Source organism: Klenkia taihuensis (genome assembly GCF_900112525.1).
Classification (GTDB): domain Bacteria; phylum Actinomycetota; class Actinomycetes; order Mycobacteriales; family Geodermatophilaceae; genus Klenkia; species Klenkia taihuensis.
Window position 1 is genome coordinate 173,699 of record NZ_FOMD01000002.1, and the last position, 13,794, is coordinate 187,492.

The window sequence follows — 13,794 nt, forward strand, 5'->3', positions numbered from 1 at the left end:
CCGCGGGCCGCCGGGTGGGCGACCCGCGGGGGGCGGTCAGCGGGGGGAGGTCAGCGGGTGGCGGTGCGCAGGTAGGCCCGCACGGCCAGCGGCACGAAGACCGCGAGGATCACCGCCGCCCAGATCAGCGTGTACAGCGCCGGGTGCTGCAGCGACCAGGCGTCGGGCACCGGGGCGCTCGCGGGCTGGTTGCCGAACAGCTCCCGGGCGGCCTGCACGACCGACGAGACCGGGTTCCACTCGGCGAAGGTGCGCAGCACCGACGGGAAGGTCTCCAGCGGCACGAAGGTGTTGGCCACGAAGGTCAGCGGGAAGATCACGATGAAGCTGGCGTTGTTGACCACCTCGGGCGTGCGCACCAGCAGCCCGACCAGCGCCATCATCCAGCTGACCGCGAAGGCGAAGACCAGCAGCACGAGGAACCCGGCCGCGGCCTCGAGCGGCGAGCTGGTGATCCGCCAGCCGACGAGCAGGCCGGTCAGCGCCATGACCAGGATGGAGATGGCGTTGAGCCCCAGGTCGGCCACGGTGCGGCCGATGAGCACCGCCGAGCGCGACATGGGCAGTGACCGGAACCGGTCGACCAGACCCTTCTGCAGGTCCTCCGCGATGCTCGCCCCGGTGGTGGTCGACCCGAACACGACCGTCTGCGCGAAGATCCCCGGCAGCAGGAACTCCGCGTAGCTGATGCCGTCGGGCAGACCGCCGATGGCGCCGCCGAAGACGTAGCGGAACAGCAGCACGAACATGATCGGCGACAGCGTCGCGAACACGATCAGGTCGGGCACCCGCTTGACCTTGATGAGGTTGCGCCGGGTGATGACGACGCTGTCGGAGAAGGTGTGGGCCAGCGCGCTCATCGGGTGGTCTCCGTGGTCTCGGGTGCGGAGCCCTCGGCGGCGTCGGCCGAGTGCCCGGTCAGGGTCAGGAAGACGTCGTCGAGGTCGGGCCGGCGCAGCCCGACGTCCAGCAGCTCGACACCGCTGCCCTCCAGCAGCCGCAGCGCCTCGGCGAGGGTGGCCGCGCCGCCCTTCACCGGCAGGGTCAGCCGGCGGGTCTGCTCGTCGCGCTGGGCGTCGTCGACGGCCAGCGGGCGCAGCAGCTCGGCCGCGCGCCCCAGGCCCTCGACCGAGCCGACGGTGAGCTCCAGCCGCTCGCCGCCGACCTGCGCCTTCAACTCGTCCGCGGTGCCGCGCGCGATGACGCTGCCGCGGTCGATGACCACCATGCGGTCGGCCAGCCGGTCGGCCTCCTCGAGGTACTGGGTGGTGAGCAGGATCGTGGTGCCGTCGCTGACCAGGTCGGCGATGAACTCCCACATGCCCAGCCGGCTGCGCGGGTCGAGGCCGGTGGTGGGCTCGTCGAGGAAGAGCACCTGCGGGCGGGCGATGAGCGAGGCGGCGATGTCCAGCCGGCGGCGCATGCCGCCGGAGTACGTCTTGGCCGGCCGCCGCGCGGCGTCGGTGAGGTCGAACCGCTCCAGCAGCTCCCCGGCCCGCCGCCGGGACTCCTTCTTGCCCAGCCGGTAGAGCCGGCCGACCATCTCCAGGTTCTCCTCGCCGGTGAGGTACTCGTCGACCGCGGCGTACTGCCCGGTCAGCCCGATGACCGAGCGCACCTGGTCGGCCTGGGTGGCGACGTCCAGGCCGGTGATCTCGGCCCGGCCGCCGTCGGCGCGCAGCAGCGTGGACAGGATGCGCACCACCGTCGTCTTGCCCGCGCCGTTGGGCCCCAGCAGCCCCAGCACCGTGCCGCGGGCGACGGTGAGGTCGACCCCGCGCAGCGCGGTGAAGTCACCGAACTTCTTGACCAGCCCCTCGACCACCACGGCGTCGCTCATGGTCGGCACCGTAGGGGCAACCACCGACAGAACTCGTGCACGTCCGCTCCCACCTGTCCGGTTCCCCGCTCGCCGGGGTCGGAGGAGGGACCGCCGGCGGCCGCAGAACTCATCGGCTCAGCCGGAGGTGACCGCGTACCCCACCCGCTCGAGCGCGGCGACGACCTCGCGCGCGTGGTCGGGCCCCCGGGTCTCCAGCACGACCGCGATCTCCACCTCGCCGAGGTCCAGCTGCGCCGTCGTCCGCTCGTGCTCGACCGACAGCACGTTGGCCGACACCGCGGCCAGCTCGCGCAGCAGCCCGGCCAGCGACCCGGGCCGGTCGGGCACGCGGACCCGCAGCGACAGGTAGCGACCGGCGGCGGACATGCCGTGCTGGACCACCTTGAGCATCAGCACCGGGTCGATGTTGCCGCCGGACACCACGGCCACCACCGGGGCGGCGAAGGCCCCGGGGTCGGCGAGCACGGCGGCCACCGCCGCGACCCCGGCCGGCTCGACGACCAGCTTGGCCCGTTCCAGGCAGAACAGCAGCGCCCGGGACAGCTCGTCCTCGCTGACCGTGCGGACCTCGTCGACCAGCCCGGCCACGTGCGCCAGCGTCAGGTCACCGGGTGCGGCGACGGCGATCCCGTCGGCCATGGTCGACATCATGGCCAGCGGCACGGGGACGCCGGCGGCCAGCGAGGCCGGGAACGCCGCGGCCATCTCCGCCTGCACGGCGACCACGCGGACGTCGGGCCGGCGGGACTTGACGGCGGCGGCGATCCCGGCGACCAGTCCCCCGCCGCCGGTGCAGACCACCACGGTGCGCAGGTCCGGGCACTGGTCGAGCACCTCGAGGCCGACGGTGCCCTGCCCGGCGATGACGTCGGGGTGGTCGAAGGGGTGGATGAACACCGACCCGGTGCGGTCGGCGAACTCCCGGGCGGCGACCAGCGGCTCGGTGAGGGAGTCGCCCAGCTGGTGCACCACGGCGCCGTAGCCGCGGGTGGCGGCGAGCTTGGGCAGCGGTGCGGTCTCGGGCATGAAGACGGTGGCCGCGGCGCCCAGCTCGCGGGCGGCCAGCGCGACGCCCTGCGCGTGGTTGCCGGCGCTGGCGGCCACGACGCCGGCGGCCCGCTCCTCGTCGGTCAGCCGGGCGATGCGGGTGTAGGCGCCGCGGATCTTGAACGACCCGGTGCGCTGCAGGTTCTCGCACTTGAGCCACACCGGCCCGCCCACCCGCTGGGCCAGGGCGCGGGAGTGCTCCAGCGGGGTCCGCCGCACGACCCCGGACAGCAGGGTGGCGGCGGCCTCGACCGCAGGCCCGGTGACGAGGGGGACGGCGGGTTCGCTCACCCCCCGATCCTGGCAGCACCCGCGGCGGCCCCCGGATGTCGCACCGCCGTCGTACCGTGAGTGGGGTGACGGAGACCCCCGCACCCACGACCCTCGGCGAGCTGCGCGACAGCGGTGCCACCCACGTCGGCGTCAAGGCCGAACTACGGAAGAACCTGCTGGCCCGCCTGGCGGCCGGCGAGACCACCCTGCCCGGCATCGTCGGCTTCGACGACACCGTGCTCCCCGAGGTCGAGCGGGCCCTCATCGCCGGCCACGACCTGGTGCTGCTCGGCGAGCGCGGCCAGGGCAAGACCCGCCTCATCCGCACCCTGGTCGGCCTGCTCGACGAGTGGACGCCGGTGCTGGTCGGCAGCGAGCTCAACGAGCACCCGCTGGCCCCGGTCAGCGTCTGGGCCCACCGGCAGATCGCCGAGCACGGCGACGCCACCCCGGTCGGCTGGCTGCACCGCAGCGACCGGTTCGGCGAGAAGCTGGCCACCCCCGACACCAGCGTCGGCGACCTGATCGGCGACGTCGACCCGATCAAGGTCGCCGAGGGCCGCACCCTGGGCGACCCCGAGACCGTGCACTACGGCCTGGTCCCCCGCACCAACCGCGGCATCTTCAGCATCAACGAGCTGCCCGACCTGGCCGAGCGCATCCAGGTCGCGCTGCTCAACGTGCTCGAGGAGCGCGACATCCAGATCCGCGGCTACCGGGTGCGGCTGCCGCTGGACCTGCTGCTGGTCGCCAGCGCCAACCCCGAGGACTACACCAACCGCGGGCGGATCATCACCCCGCTCAAGGACCGCTTCGGCACCGAGGTCCGCACCCACTACCCGATCGAGCTGGCCGACGAGATCCGGCTGCTGCACCAGGAGGCGCAGACCAGCTGGCTGGGCGGGGACGCCCTCGACACCCCGCTGGTGCCCGCGCACCTGGTGGAGATCATGGCCCGGTTCACCCGGCTGGTCCGCGAGTCCAGCCAGGTCGACCAGCGGTCGGGGGTCAGCGCCCGGTTCGCGATCGCGGGCCTGGAGACCATCGCCGCCTCCGCCGTCCGCCGGGCCGCCGTCGCCGGGGAGGCCCGGCCCGTCGCCCGCGTGGTCGACCTCCCGGCCGTCGTCCCGGCCAGCCGCGGCAAGGTGGAGTTCGCCGACGCCGGGTCCGACCCCGAGGACGAGCGCGAGCTCGAGGTGCTCGAGCACCTGCTGCGGCAGGCCACGGCGCAGACCTTCCGGGCCCGCTGCGGCGGGCTGGACCTCACCGGCCTGCAGGAGCACTTCGCCGGCGGCGAGGTCGTCGAGTCCGGCGACCTGGTCAGCGCACCCGAGCTGATGGGCCAGGTCGGCACCGTGCCCAACCTGGCGCAGCTGCTGGGCCGGCTCGGCGTCCCCGAGGGCGAGGAGTCCGCCGAGCAGGCCGCGGCCGCCGTCGAGTTCGCGCTCGAGGGCCTGTGGCTGACCAGGCGCCTGGCCAAGGACACCGACGGCAACCGCACGGTCTACGGGAGCTGACCGTGCCCCGGGGACGACGCGGGTACCGCTACGGGCGCTGGCGGGGCGGGGCCGACCCCCTGGCCCCGCCCTACGACCTGGGCGACGCCGTCGACGCGATCGGCGACCAGGTGCTGGCCGGCAGCAGCGTCCGCGAGGCGCTGCGCGACCTGCTGCGCCGCGGCCTGGACGGCCGGCGCGGGCTGGACGACCTGCGCCGGTCGGTGCGCGACCGGCTGCGCGAGGCCCGCCGGGCCGGCGCGCTGGACGGCACCCTGCAGGAGGTGCGGGAGCTGCTGGACAAGGCCCTGGAGGCCGAGCGGCGCGAGCTGTTCCCCGACCCCGACGACGCAGCCCGCCTGGCCGAGGCCGAGCTGGACGCGCTCCCGCAGGACACCGCGGGCGCGGTGCGGGCGCTGAAGGAGAAGCAGTGGCGCTCGCCCGAGGCGGCCGAGGCCTACCGGCAGATCCAGGACCTGCTGCTGAAGGAGGTGCTGGACAGCCAGTTCCAGCACATGAAGCAGGCGCTGCAGCAGATGAACGCCGCCGGAAAGGACGGCAACCAGGCGGTCAAGGACATGGTCGCGGACCTGTCCGCGCTGCTGGACGCGCACAACCGCGGCGAGGACACCGACCAGCAGTTCGCCGACTTCATGGACCAGCACGGGCAGTTCTTCCCGGACGACCCGCAGACCGTCGACGAGCTGGTCGACTCCCTGGCCCGCCGGGCCGCCGCGCAGGAACGCATGATGGCCGGGCTCTCGCCCGAGCAGCGGGCCGAGCTGGGCCAGCTGATGGGCCAGGCCATGCAGGACATGGGCCTGGCCAGCGAGATGGCGCACCTGAACGACGCGCTCCGCCAGGCCCGGCCCGACCTGCCCTGGGGCCGGCCCGGGCCGGTGCCCGACGGCGCCGAGGGCCTCGGGCTGGGCGACGCGACGACCGCGGTGGCCGAGCTGGCCGACCTCGAGGCGCTGTCCAACCAGCTCTCCCAGGGCTACGCCGGCGCCAGCCTGGCCGACGTCGACGAGGAGCTGGTCGAGCGCGCACTGGGCCGGTCCGGGGTCGACGACCTGGCCGCGCTGCGGCAGATGGAGCGCGAGCTCGAGCGGCAGGGCCACCTGACCCGCACCGAGGGCAAGCTCGAGCTCTCCCCCAAGGCGGTGCGCCGGCTGGGCGCCACCGCACTGCGCCGGGTGTTCGCCCAGCTCGACGCCACCGGCCGCGGCGAGCACGACGTCGCCGACGCCGGCGCGACGGGTGAGCTCACCGGGGCCAGCCGCGAGTGGCGGTTCGGCGACGAGCAACCGCTGGACGTCGTCCGCACCGTGCGCAACGCGGTGCTGCGCACCGCCGGCGACCCGACCCCGGACGGCGACCGACGGGTGCGGATCGCGGTCGAGGACTTCGAGGTGGTGGAGACCGAGCGCCGCACGGGCGCCGCGGTCGCGCTGCTGGTCGACCTGTCCTACTCGATGGCGCTGCGCGGCACGTGGGGCGCGGCGAAGTCGACGGCGATGGCGCTGCACTCGCTGGTGACCACCCGCTTCCCGCAGGACGCCATCGAGATCATCGGGTTCGCCTCGACCGCGCAGGTGCTGCGCCCGGAGACCCTCGCCGAGCTCAGCGTGGACACCCTGCAGGGCACCAACCTGCAGCACGGCCTGATGCTGGCCCGGCGGTTCCTGGCCCGGCACCACGACGCCGAGCCGGTCGTCCTGGTGGTCACCGACGGCGAGCCGACCGCGCACCTGGAGGACGACGGCACGCCCTACTTCTGCTGGCCGCCGATGCCGCAGACCATCGCCAAGACCGTCGCCGAGGTCGAGCGGGTGGCCCGGTCGGGGGCGACGATGAACGTCTTCGCCCTGGACCCCGAGCCCGCCCTGGTGCGGTTCGTGCACGACATCACCGCCCGCGCGGGCGGCCGGGTGTTCCTGCCCGACGGCGACCGCCTCGGCGAGTACGTGGTGGCCGACTACCTCAGGGCACGGAAGGGCCGCCGGGCGCGCTGAGGGAGACTGCCCGGGTGGGCACGGTCAGGATCGAGCGCGTGGAGCCGGCGGCGACCTACGAGCTGCGGTCCCGGGTGCTCCGCCAGGGCCGCGCCGTGCAGATCACCGGTGACGACGCGCCCTCGACCGTGCACCTGGCCGCGGTCACCGACGAGGGCCGGGTGGTCGGCGTCGTCCGGTTCCACCCGCAGGTCTGCCCGTGGCGGGACACCGAGTACGCCTGGCAGCTGCGCGGCATGGCGACCGACCCCGAGGTCCGTGGCCTCGGGGCCGGGCGCGCCCTGGTCGCCGAGGGCCTGGTGCAGATCTCCCGCGCGGGCGCCGACCTGGTGTGGTGCGACGCCCGCGAGGCGGCGGTGGGGTTCTACGAGCGGATCGGGTTCACCGTGGTGAGCCCGCCCTACGACATGCCGCCGGTGGGCATCCACCTCGGCATGGTGCTGGACCTGCCGATCAGGTGACCTGGTGCTCCCCCGAGGAGCTGATGCCCGGGATCTCCCCGGCCCGGAACGCGTCGACGAACAGCCGGTGGTCGGTGCGCACCCGCGCGGCGTAGGCGTGCGCGAAGGCGATCATGTCGGTCACGAGCTCCTCGCGGCGGTCGCCCACCATCGCGGTGACCGCCTCCTCGACCTGGACGTCGACGGCCTCGTGCTCGGCGTCGGCGTCCCCGATGCAGTGGATCTTCGCCGTCGCGCGGCCGAGCTGACCGACCACCTCGGTGATCTCCTCGGGCTCGGTCAGCTCCTCCCAGTCCAGGTCGTTCTCGTAGGGCGAGAGCTCCGAGACCAGGAAGCCCACGCCCCGGATGACGGTGTGGCCGAGGAACGGGGAGGCGTGCGCCTGCATGGCCCGCTGCGCGGACACCGTGCGCTCGCCCTCGTGCTGGAACAGCGCCCGCACCTCGGGGTCGGTGACGATGCGCGAGGGCGCCGCCGTCCCGGCCTGCTTGAGGGAGAGGACGACGTCGTTCTCCAGCGCCTGGTCGTACCCCTCCAGCAGCACGGTGTAGGCCGGGAGACCGGCGCTGCCGATGCCGAACCCGCCGGTGCCGACGACGTCCTTCACGTCGTAGGCGACCTCGCGGCGGCGGACGCCCCGCGGCACGGTCTCCCGGTAGGCCTCGACCGCGGCCAGCACCTCGGTGCGCTCGTCGTCGTCCAGCCGGCGGTGGCGGGGCATGTCGGCGAAGCGGCGCTCGTGGTCCTCGACGACGGTCAGCCGCTCGAGCAGGGAGATGCGGGTCTGCTCGGCGGTCTCCATCACCAGCTCGCGGACCGCCCCGGACGTCGAGCCCCGGTCCAGCGCGAAGTTCCGGTCGGCGTCGGTGCGGGTGAACTCCGCGACCTGGTCGAGGTAGGCCTCCAGGTACACCCGCAGCACCGACGCGATGACGTCGTCGGACAGCGCCTTGCGCCAGGCCAGCAGCGCGAAGCTGGCGCAGAACCGCCGCAGGTCCCAGGACAGGTGGCCGAGGTAGGACTCGTCGAAGTCGTTGACGTCGAACACGATGCGGCCGGTGGCGTCCATGTAGGTGCCGAAGTTGGCGGCGTGCAGGTCACCGTGGATCCACGTGCGCGACGTCCGCTCGTCGGCCCACCGGTCCTCGGCGTCCACCAGGTCGGCGTAGAACAGGCAGGCCGACCCGCGGTAGAAGGCGAACGGGTCGGCGGCCATCTTGCGGAACTTGACCCGGAAGGCGTCGGCGTCGGCGGTCATCAGGTCGGAGAAGGCGTCGACCAGCACCTCGACGATGCGGGCCCGGCGCGCGCCCTCGTCCTCCGGCTGGGACGGGGTGGGGTGGTCGGTCACGGGGTCACCGTAGGGGGGCTAGCCTCGCTGAGCAGGGCGGACGAGGACAGCAGGACGACGACACGACGACGGGGCGGTGGCCGGTGACGCGGGCGAGCAGGGCACGACGTCTCGCCACGGCAGCCGCCTACGGCGGGGGCGGTCTCGGCGTCGTCGGCGCCGGCCTGGCGACGCTGCTGCGCGAGGAGGCCCGCCGGGCCCGGCGCCGGGTGTCCTCCCGCACCGCCAAGGCCGACCCGCCCACCGGTGAGGGCCGCTACGGGCGCTACCGCGGCACGCCCGTCGTGCTGGCCGTGCTGGGCGACTCCAGCGCGGTCGGTCTGGGCGTCGACCGCGCGGAGCAGACCCCCGGCGTCCTCGTCGCCTCGGCCCTGGCCGAGCTCGCCGAGCGACCCGTGCAGCTGGTCAAGGTGGCCGTGTCCGGCGCGCGCTCGGAGCACCTGGCCGCGCAGGTCGAGCGAGTGCTCCCCGCGGCGCCCGACGTCGCGATGATCATGATCGGTGCGAACGACGTCACCGCCCGGGCCAAGCCCGCGCTCGCCGTCCGCGACCTGGCCGCCGCCGTCCGCCGGCTCCGCGAGACCGGCTGCGAGGTCGTCGTCGGCACCTGCCCGGACCTGGGCACCATCCGCCCGGTGGCCCAGCCCCTGCGCACGCTGGGCCGCCGGTGGAGCCGGCAGCTGGCCGCCGCGCAGACCATGGCGGTCGTCGCGGAGGGCGGCCGCACCGTCTCCCTGGGCTCGCTGCTCGGACCGCAGTTCGCCAGCGACCGCAGCATGTTCTCCCCCGACGAGTTCCACCCCTCCGCCGCCGGCTACGCCGCGGCGGCGGCCTGCCTGGTGCCCGCGGTGGCCGACGCCCTCGGTGTCTGGCCCGCGTCGGCCGACCGCGGGATCCGCAGCCTCCGCCGGGACAGCGTGCGCCCGATCGCCCGGGCGGCGGCCAGTGCCGCCGGCCGGCCGGGCACCGAGGTGCGGCCCGCCTCGGTCGACGGCGCCGACGCCGGCCCGCGGGGACCCTGGGCGCTGCTGCGCCGGCGGCGGCCCCAGGACCTGCCCGAGGTGACCGCCGGCCCTACCGGTCGGTAACCCCCGGGGTACGTTCGGAGGCGGTCCCGACGCCACCACGCGGGTGGCGCCCTCACCGTGGAGGTCCCCCGTGCCCGAAGCCGTCATCGTCGCCGCCGCCCGCTCCCCCATCGGCCGCGCGTTCAAGGGGTCGCTGAAGGACCTGCGGCCCGACGACCTGACCGCGACCATCGTCCGCGCCGCCCTGGACCAGGTGCCCTCGCTGGACCCCCGCGACATCTCCGACCTGATGCTGGGCTGCGGCCTGCCCGGCGGCGAGCAGGGCTTCAACATGGGCCGGGTCGTGTCGGTGCTGCTCGGCATGGACCACCTGCCCGGCACCACCATCACCCGGTACTGCTCGTCGTCGCTGCAGACCACCCGGATGGCCCTGCACGCCATCAAGGCCGGCGAGGGCGACGTGTTCATCTCCGCCGGTGTCGAGATGGTGTCCCGCTTCGCCAAGGGCAACTCCGACGGGCTGCCCGACACCGAGAACCCGGTGTTCGCCGACCGCAAGGCCGAGGTCGCCAAGGTCGCCGAGTCCGGCGCCGACTCCTGGACCGACCCGCGCGAGGACGGCGGCATCCCCGACGTCTACATCGCGATGGGCCAGACCGCCGAGAACCTGGCGCTGCTGAAGGACGTGAGCCGCCAGGAGATGGACGAGTTCGCCGTCCGGTCGCAGAACCTGGCCGAGAAGGCCATCGCCGACGGGTTCTGGGACCGCGAGATCACCCCGGTGACCACCCCCGACGGCACCGTCGTCAGCAAGGACGACGGGCCGCGCGCCGGCACCACCCTGGAGGGCATCTCCGGGCTCAAGCCGGTCTTCCGCCCCGACGGCCGGGTGACCGCGGGCAACGCCTGCCCGCTCAACGACGGCGCCGCGGCCCTGGTGGTCATGAGCGACACCAAGGCCGCCGAGCTGGGCATCACGCCGCTGGCCCGGATCGTCTCCACCGGCGTGACCGGCCTGTCGCCGGAGATCATGGGCTACGGCCCGGTGGAGGCCTCGAAGCAGGCGCTGGCCCGCGCCGGCATGACCATCGACGACATGGACCTCGTGGAGATCAACGAGGCCTTCGCCGCGCAGGTCATCCCGAGCTACCGCGACCTGGGCATCGACATCGACAAGCTCAACGTGCACGGCGGCGCGATCGCCGTCGGCCACCCGTTCGGCATGACCGGCGCCCGGATCACCGGCACGCTGCTCAACGGGCTGCGCTCCACCGACGGCACCTTCGGCCTGGAGACCATGTGCGTCGGCGGCGGCATGGGCATGGCGATGGTGCTCGAGCGCCTGAGCTGACCGCCCCCCGGAACGGACCGAGGCCCGGCCCCCTGACGGGGACCGGGCCTCGGTGCGTTGGTGCGGGGTGCTGCGGTTACTCGCGGAAGTAGCTGAGCAGGCGCAGGATCTCCAGGTACAGCCAGATGACCGTGACCAGCAGGCCGAAGGCGATGTACCAGGCGACCTTGGGGGCCACACCGCGACGGATGGCCTCGTCGGCCATGTCGAAGTCCAGCAGCAGCGAGAACGCCGCGACACCGATGACGACCAGGCTGAAGATGATCGCGATCGGGCCGCCGGAGCGCAGGCCCAGGCCGTCGCCGCCGCCGATGAGGGCCGCGACGAGGTTCACCAGCATCAGGGCGAGCACACCGAACATCGCGCCGACGATCCAGCGGGTCAGCTTCGGGGTGACCCGGATGGCGCCGGTCTTGTAGACCACCAGCATGCCGAAGAAGACACCGAAGGTGCCGATCACGGCCTGCATGACGATGCCGGGGTAGACGGAGTTGAACGCCTCGCTGATCGCGCCGACGCCGACGCCCATGAGGGCGGCGTAGGCCAGCGTGGCGGCCGGGTTGGCGATCTGCTTGAACGAGATCACCAGGCCGACGACGAACGCGATCAGGACGGCCGGCAGGGCCAGCCCCATCGCGGCCTGGCCGGGGACGGCCCAGACGGCGGCGGCGGCCAGCACGGTGACCAGGAACGAGATCCCGGTCTTGCTGACGACGTCGTCCATCGTCATGTACTGCTGGCCGGTGGCCGCGTACGGGTTCTGCTGGTACGGCGACTGCTGCGGGGCCTGCTGGCCCCACTGCTGGGGGGCGCCGTACTGCTGCGGGCCCGGCTGGGCGTAGCCCTGGTTGCCGTACTGGCCACCCTGGCCGTTGGGGGCGCCGGGGAAGCCCCGGCTGAAGGCCGGGTTGCTGCTGGGCATCGTCATCTCCTCGAGGTGACTCGGTCGGGTGCGTGGACGGGCACGGAGCCAGCCCACTCATCGATCACAACGCCGGTGGTGGCGGATCAGTTCCTGGGAGCTCCCTGGGCGTGACCCGACCGTGACCGGACGCGCCACGGGGCCCCGCGGACCGTGGTCCGCGGGGCCCCGCGACGGGTGCCGCTGCAGGTCAGGCCGAGGTCGCCCCCGGTCCGTGCCCGTGCCCGTGCCCGTGCCCGGGGCCGCCGTGGCCCGGGCCGCCCGGGCCGCCGTGGCCGGGACCGCCGTGGCCGGGGCCGCCGGGCCCACCCGGGCCCTGGCCGGGACCGCCGTCGGCCTGCGCGGTCACCAGCACCGCGTAGGCGACCGCGTCGGAGTTCTGGTCCAGGGCGGTGGTGCTGACGTTGCTCAGGTCGTCGCAGGCCTGGTGGTAGCAGGCGTCGTAGGGCTGGCCGGCCGCGCCGCCGTAGCGCGCCGCCTGGTCGGCGGTCTTGGTGCCCTCGGCGCCGGAGAACAGCCCGCCGGAGGGGATGCCCGCGTCGGCGAAGGCCTGGTAGTCGCTGCGGCCGTCGAACTCGGTGTCCTCGTAGGCGATCCCGCGGGAGTCGTAGAACTCGCGGAAGGTGGCCTCGATCGCGGCCGACTCCGGGGTCACGTAGCCCTCGGGCGCGGGGAAGGTCGAGCCGTCGCTGTCGTAGACGAAGTTCGCGAAGTTCGGCGAGCCCAGCATGTCGAAGTTCAGGTAGGCACCGATGCGGTCGACCTCGGCCTCGGGCAGCGAGTCGACGTAGGCCTGCGAGCCGAGCAGGCCCAGCTCCTCCGCGCCCCAGAACGCGAACCGGACCGGGTGCGCCAACCGGGTGCTGGCCAGGTTCTGCGCCACCTCCAGGATCGTCGCCGAACCCGAGCCGTTGTCGTTGATGCCCGGGCCCTCCGGCACGGAGTCCAGGTGCCCGCCGACGACCACGACGCCGTCGTCGGAGCGGCCGGGGAGCTCGGCGGTGACGTTCTGCGAGGTCCGGGTCTCGGTGATGACCTCGACGGCGAGGGTCGCGGTGGCGCCGTCGACGGCGAGGGCGGCACCCACCTCCGGCGTGGCGAACACGACCGGCACGGTGCTCGGCCCACCCAGCGTCGGGTTGATCAGGCCGGGCGCGTTGTTCGCGATGACCACACCCGAGGCGCCGGCGGCCACCGCGTTGGCGGCCTTGGCGCTGAAGTTGCACGAGCCGCGCTGCACGAGGGCGATGGTGCCCGCCGGGAAGCCGGCGAAGTCCGCGGCCTCGCAACCGCTGGTCGTCGACGCGTAGTCGACGGCGGTGACCGGCGCCGACGTCGCCGCCGAGGCCGTGCCGTCCACCGCCACGTAGTCGGTGTCCAGGGTGAACGTGGCCGGTGTCGGCGTCAGCTGCTGGAAGGACCCGGCGTAGCTGACCTCGTCGTAGGTGAAGTCGGTGACCTCGACCTGGTAGCCGGAGGCCTCGAGGGTGTCGCGCACGTAGTCGACCGAGGCCGCGTAGCCCGGTGTCGTCGAGGCACGGTTGCCGTCGTGGGCGTCGGCGATGCCCTGGAACGCCTCGAGGTGCTCCATGACCCCGTCGACGGTGACGCAGCGCAGCAGCTTCTCCACGTCGGCGTTCACCCGCCGCTCGCACCCCGCCGGCGCTCCGCCGGGTCCTCCGGGCCGTCCGGGGGCCGCCGCCGCCGGGCCCGCGACCAGCAGGCCCGCCCCGCCCAGCAGGACCGCCGTCCCGGCCGCCGTCCACCGTCCACGGCGCATCCGCCGGGTGTGCTCGAGTGGTTCCACGTGCTCGCCCTCCGCTCCGACCCACGACCCTGTGGATCCCCTGTGCTCGACCGTGGTCGAGCGCAGCCCGGAGAACAAGCCTTGTGTTCTCGACGCGCAACGGTTAGTGAGCGGAAAGAACGTGGTGCCCTCGGTGGGGTTCGAACCCACACTGGGACCCTTTTAAGGGGCCTGCCTCTGCCGGTTGGGCTACGAGGGCC

The 13,794-nt window shown here is 73.9% G+C and carries 11 protein-coding genes and 1 tRNA gene; 5 read left to right on the forward strand and 7 right to left on the reverse strand.

Going from position 1 to position 13,794, the window contains the following annotated elements; all coding sequences use genetic code 11:
• Positions 1 to 50: 50 nt before the first annotated feature.
• The 3 genes from BM158_RS08730 to ilvA all read right to left on the reverse strand — a co-directional run bounded on the left by BM158_RS08730 (position 51) and on the right by ilvA (position 3,181).
• Positions 51 to 860, reverse strand: coding sequence for an ABC transporter permease (locus tag BM158_RS08730; RefSeq protein WP_091556780.1), 810 nt, complete (start codon positions 858 to 860; stop codon positions 51 to 53).
• A complete protein-coding gene (locus BM158_RS08735; protein WP_091556782.1) occupies positions 857 to 1,840 on the reverse strand; it encodes an ATP-binding cassette domain-containing protein in 984 nt (327 codons plus the stop codon). Before BM158_RS08735 ends, BM158_RS08730 begins: the two co-directional genes overlap by 4 nt.
• Positions 1,841 to 1,957: 117 nt before the next feature.
• Positions 1,958 to 3,181 (reverse strand): threonine ammonia-lyase, encoded by a 1,224-nt coding sequence (gene ilvA / locus BM158_RS08740; RefSeq protein WP_091556784.1) that lies wholly within the window; start codon positions 3,179 to 3,181, stop codon positions 1,958 to 1,960.
• A 65-nt stretch (positions 3,182 to 3,246) separates the two neighbouring features.
• On the opposite strand from ilvA, the gene BM158_RS08745 reads away from it, so the two are divergent.
• The 3 genes from BM158_RS08745 to BM158_RS08755 are packed head-to-tail and all read left to right on the forward strand — an operon-like array spanning position 3,247 to position 7,135.
• Positions 3,247 to 4,680, forward strand: a complete 1,434-nt coding sequence (locus BM158_RS08745; protein ID WP_229827742.1) for a sigma 54-interacting transcriptional regulator — start codon at positions 3,247 to 3,249, stop codon at positions 4,678 to 4,680.
• Between the two features lie 2 nt (positions 4,681 to 4,682).
• Complete coding sequence (locus BM158_RS08750; RefSeq protein WP_091556788.1) at positions 4,683 to 6,674, forward strand: VWA domain-containing protein; 1,992 nt, start codon at positions 4,683 to 4,685, stop codon at positions 6,672 to 6,674.
• A 14-nt stretch (positions 6,675 to 6,688) separates the two neighbouring features.
• Positions 6,689 to 7,135 (forward strand): GNAT family N-acetyltransferase, encoded by a 447-nt coding sequence (locus BM158_RS08755; RefSeq protein WP_091556790.1) that lies wholly within the window; start codon positions 6,689 to 6,691, stop codon positions 7,133 to 7,135.
• On the opposite strand, the gene BM158_RS08760 is transcribed toward BM158_RS08755, so the two are convergent.
• The gene (locus tag BM158_RS08760) at positions 7,128 to 8,486 is read right to left on the reverse strand and encodes a DUF2252 domain-containing protein (protein WP_229827741.1); all 1,359 of its coding nucleotides are present in this window, start codon (positions 8,484 to 8,486) and stop codon (positions 7,128 to 7,130) included. The two genes, BM158_RS08755 and BM158_RS08760, sit on opposite strands and share 8 nt — an antisense overlap.
• 83 nt (positions 8,487 to 8,569) lie before the next feature.
• Between BM158_RS08760 and BM158_RS08765 the strand changes: the two genes are divergently transcribed.
• Both BM158_RS08765 and BM158_RS08770 read left to right on the forward strand, forming a co-directional pair.
• Positions 8,570 to 9,574, forward strand: a complete 1,005-nt coding sequence (locus tag BM158_RS08765) for an SGNH/GDSL hydrolase family protein (RefSeq protein WP_091556792.1) — start codon at positions 8,570 to 8,572, stop codon at positions 9,572 to 9,574.
• A gap of 70 nt (positions 9,575 to 9,644) precedes the next feature.
• The gene (locus tag BM158_RS08770; RefSeq protein ID WP_091556794.1) at positions 9,645 to 10,865 is read left to right on the forward strand and encodes an acetyl-CoA C-acetyltransferase; all 1,221 of its coding nucleotides are present in this window, start codon (positions 9,645 to 9,647) and stop codon (positions 10,863 to 10,865) included.
• 76 nt (positions 10,866 to 10,941) lie between these two features.
• Here BM158_RS08770 and BM158_RS08775 read toward each other — a convergent pair whose 3' ends face one another.
• From BM158_RS08775 to BM158_RS08785, 3 genes are all read right to left on the reverse strand, one after another.
• Positions 10,942 to 11,787: a Bax inhibitor-1/YccA family protein gene (locus tag BM158_RS08775; protein WP_091556796.1), complete on the reverse strand. Its 846-nt coding sequence runs from the start codon at positions 11,785 to 11,787 to the stop codon at positions 10,942 to 10,944.
• Between the two features lie 190 nt (positions 11,788 to 11,977).
• Entirely contained in the window at positions 11,978 to 13,594 is a 1,617-nt protein-coding gene (locus BM158_RS22685; RefSeq protein ID WP_131802001.1) for a M20/M25/M40 family metallo-hydrolase, read from the reverse strand.
• Between the two features lie 122 nt (positions 13,595 to 13,716).
• Positions 13,717 to 13,793: transfer RNA gene (locus tag BM158_RS08785), tRNA-Leu, on the reverse strand.
• Position 13,794: the final 1 nt, after the last annotated feature.

Excerpts from the sequence above, each read along its gene's own strand:
- BM158_RS08730 (WP_091556780.1), bottom strand. The coding sequence starts at position 860 with ATGAGCGCGCTGGCCCACACCTTCTCCGACAGCGTCGTCATCACCCGG.
- BM158_RS08735 (WP_091556782.1), bottom strand. The coding sequence starts at position 1,840 with ATGAGCGACGCCGTGGTGGTCGAGGGGCTGGTCAAGAAGTTCGGTGAC.
- BM158_RS08775 (WP_091556796.1), bottom strand. The coding sequence starts at position 11,787 with ATGCCCAGCAGCAACCCGGCCTTCAGCCGGGGCTTCCCCGGCGCCCCC.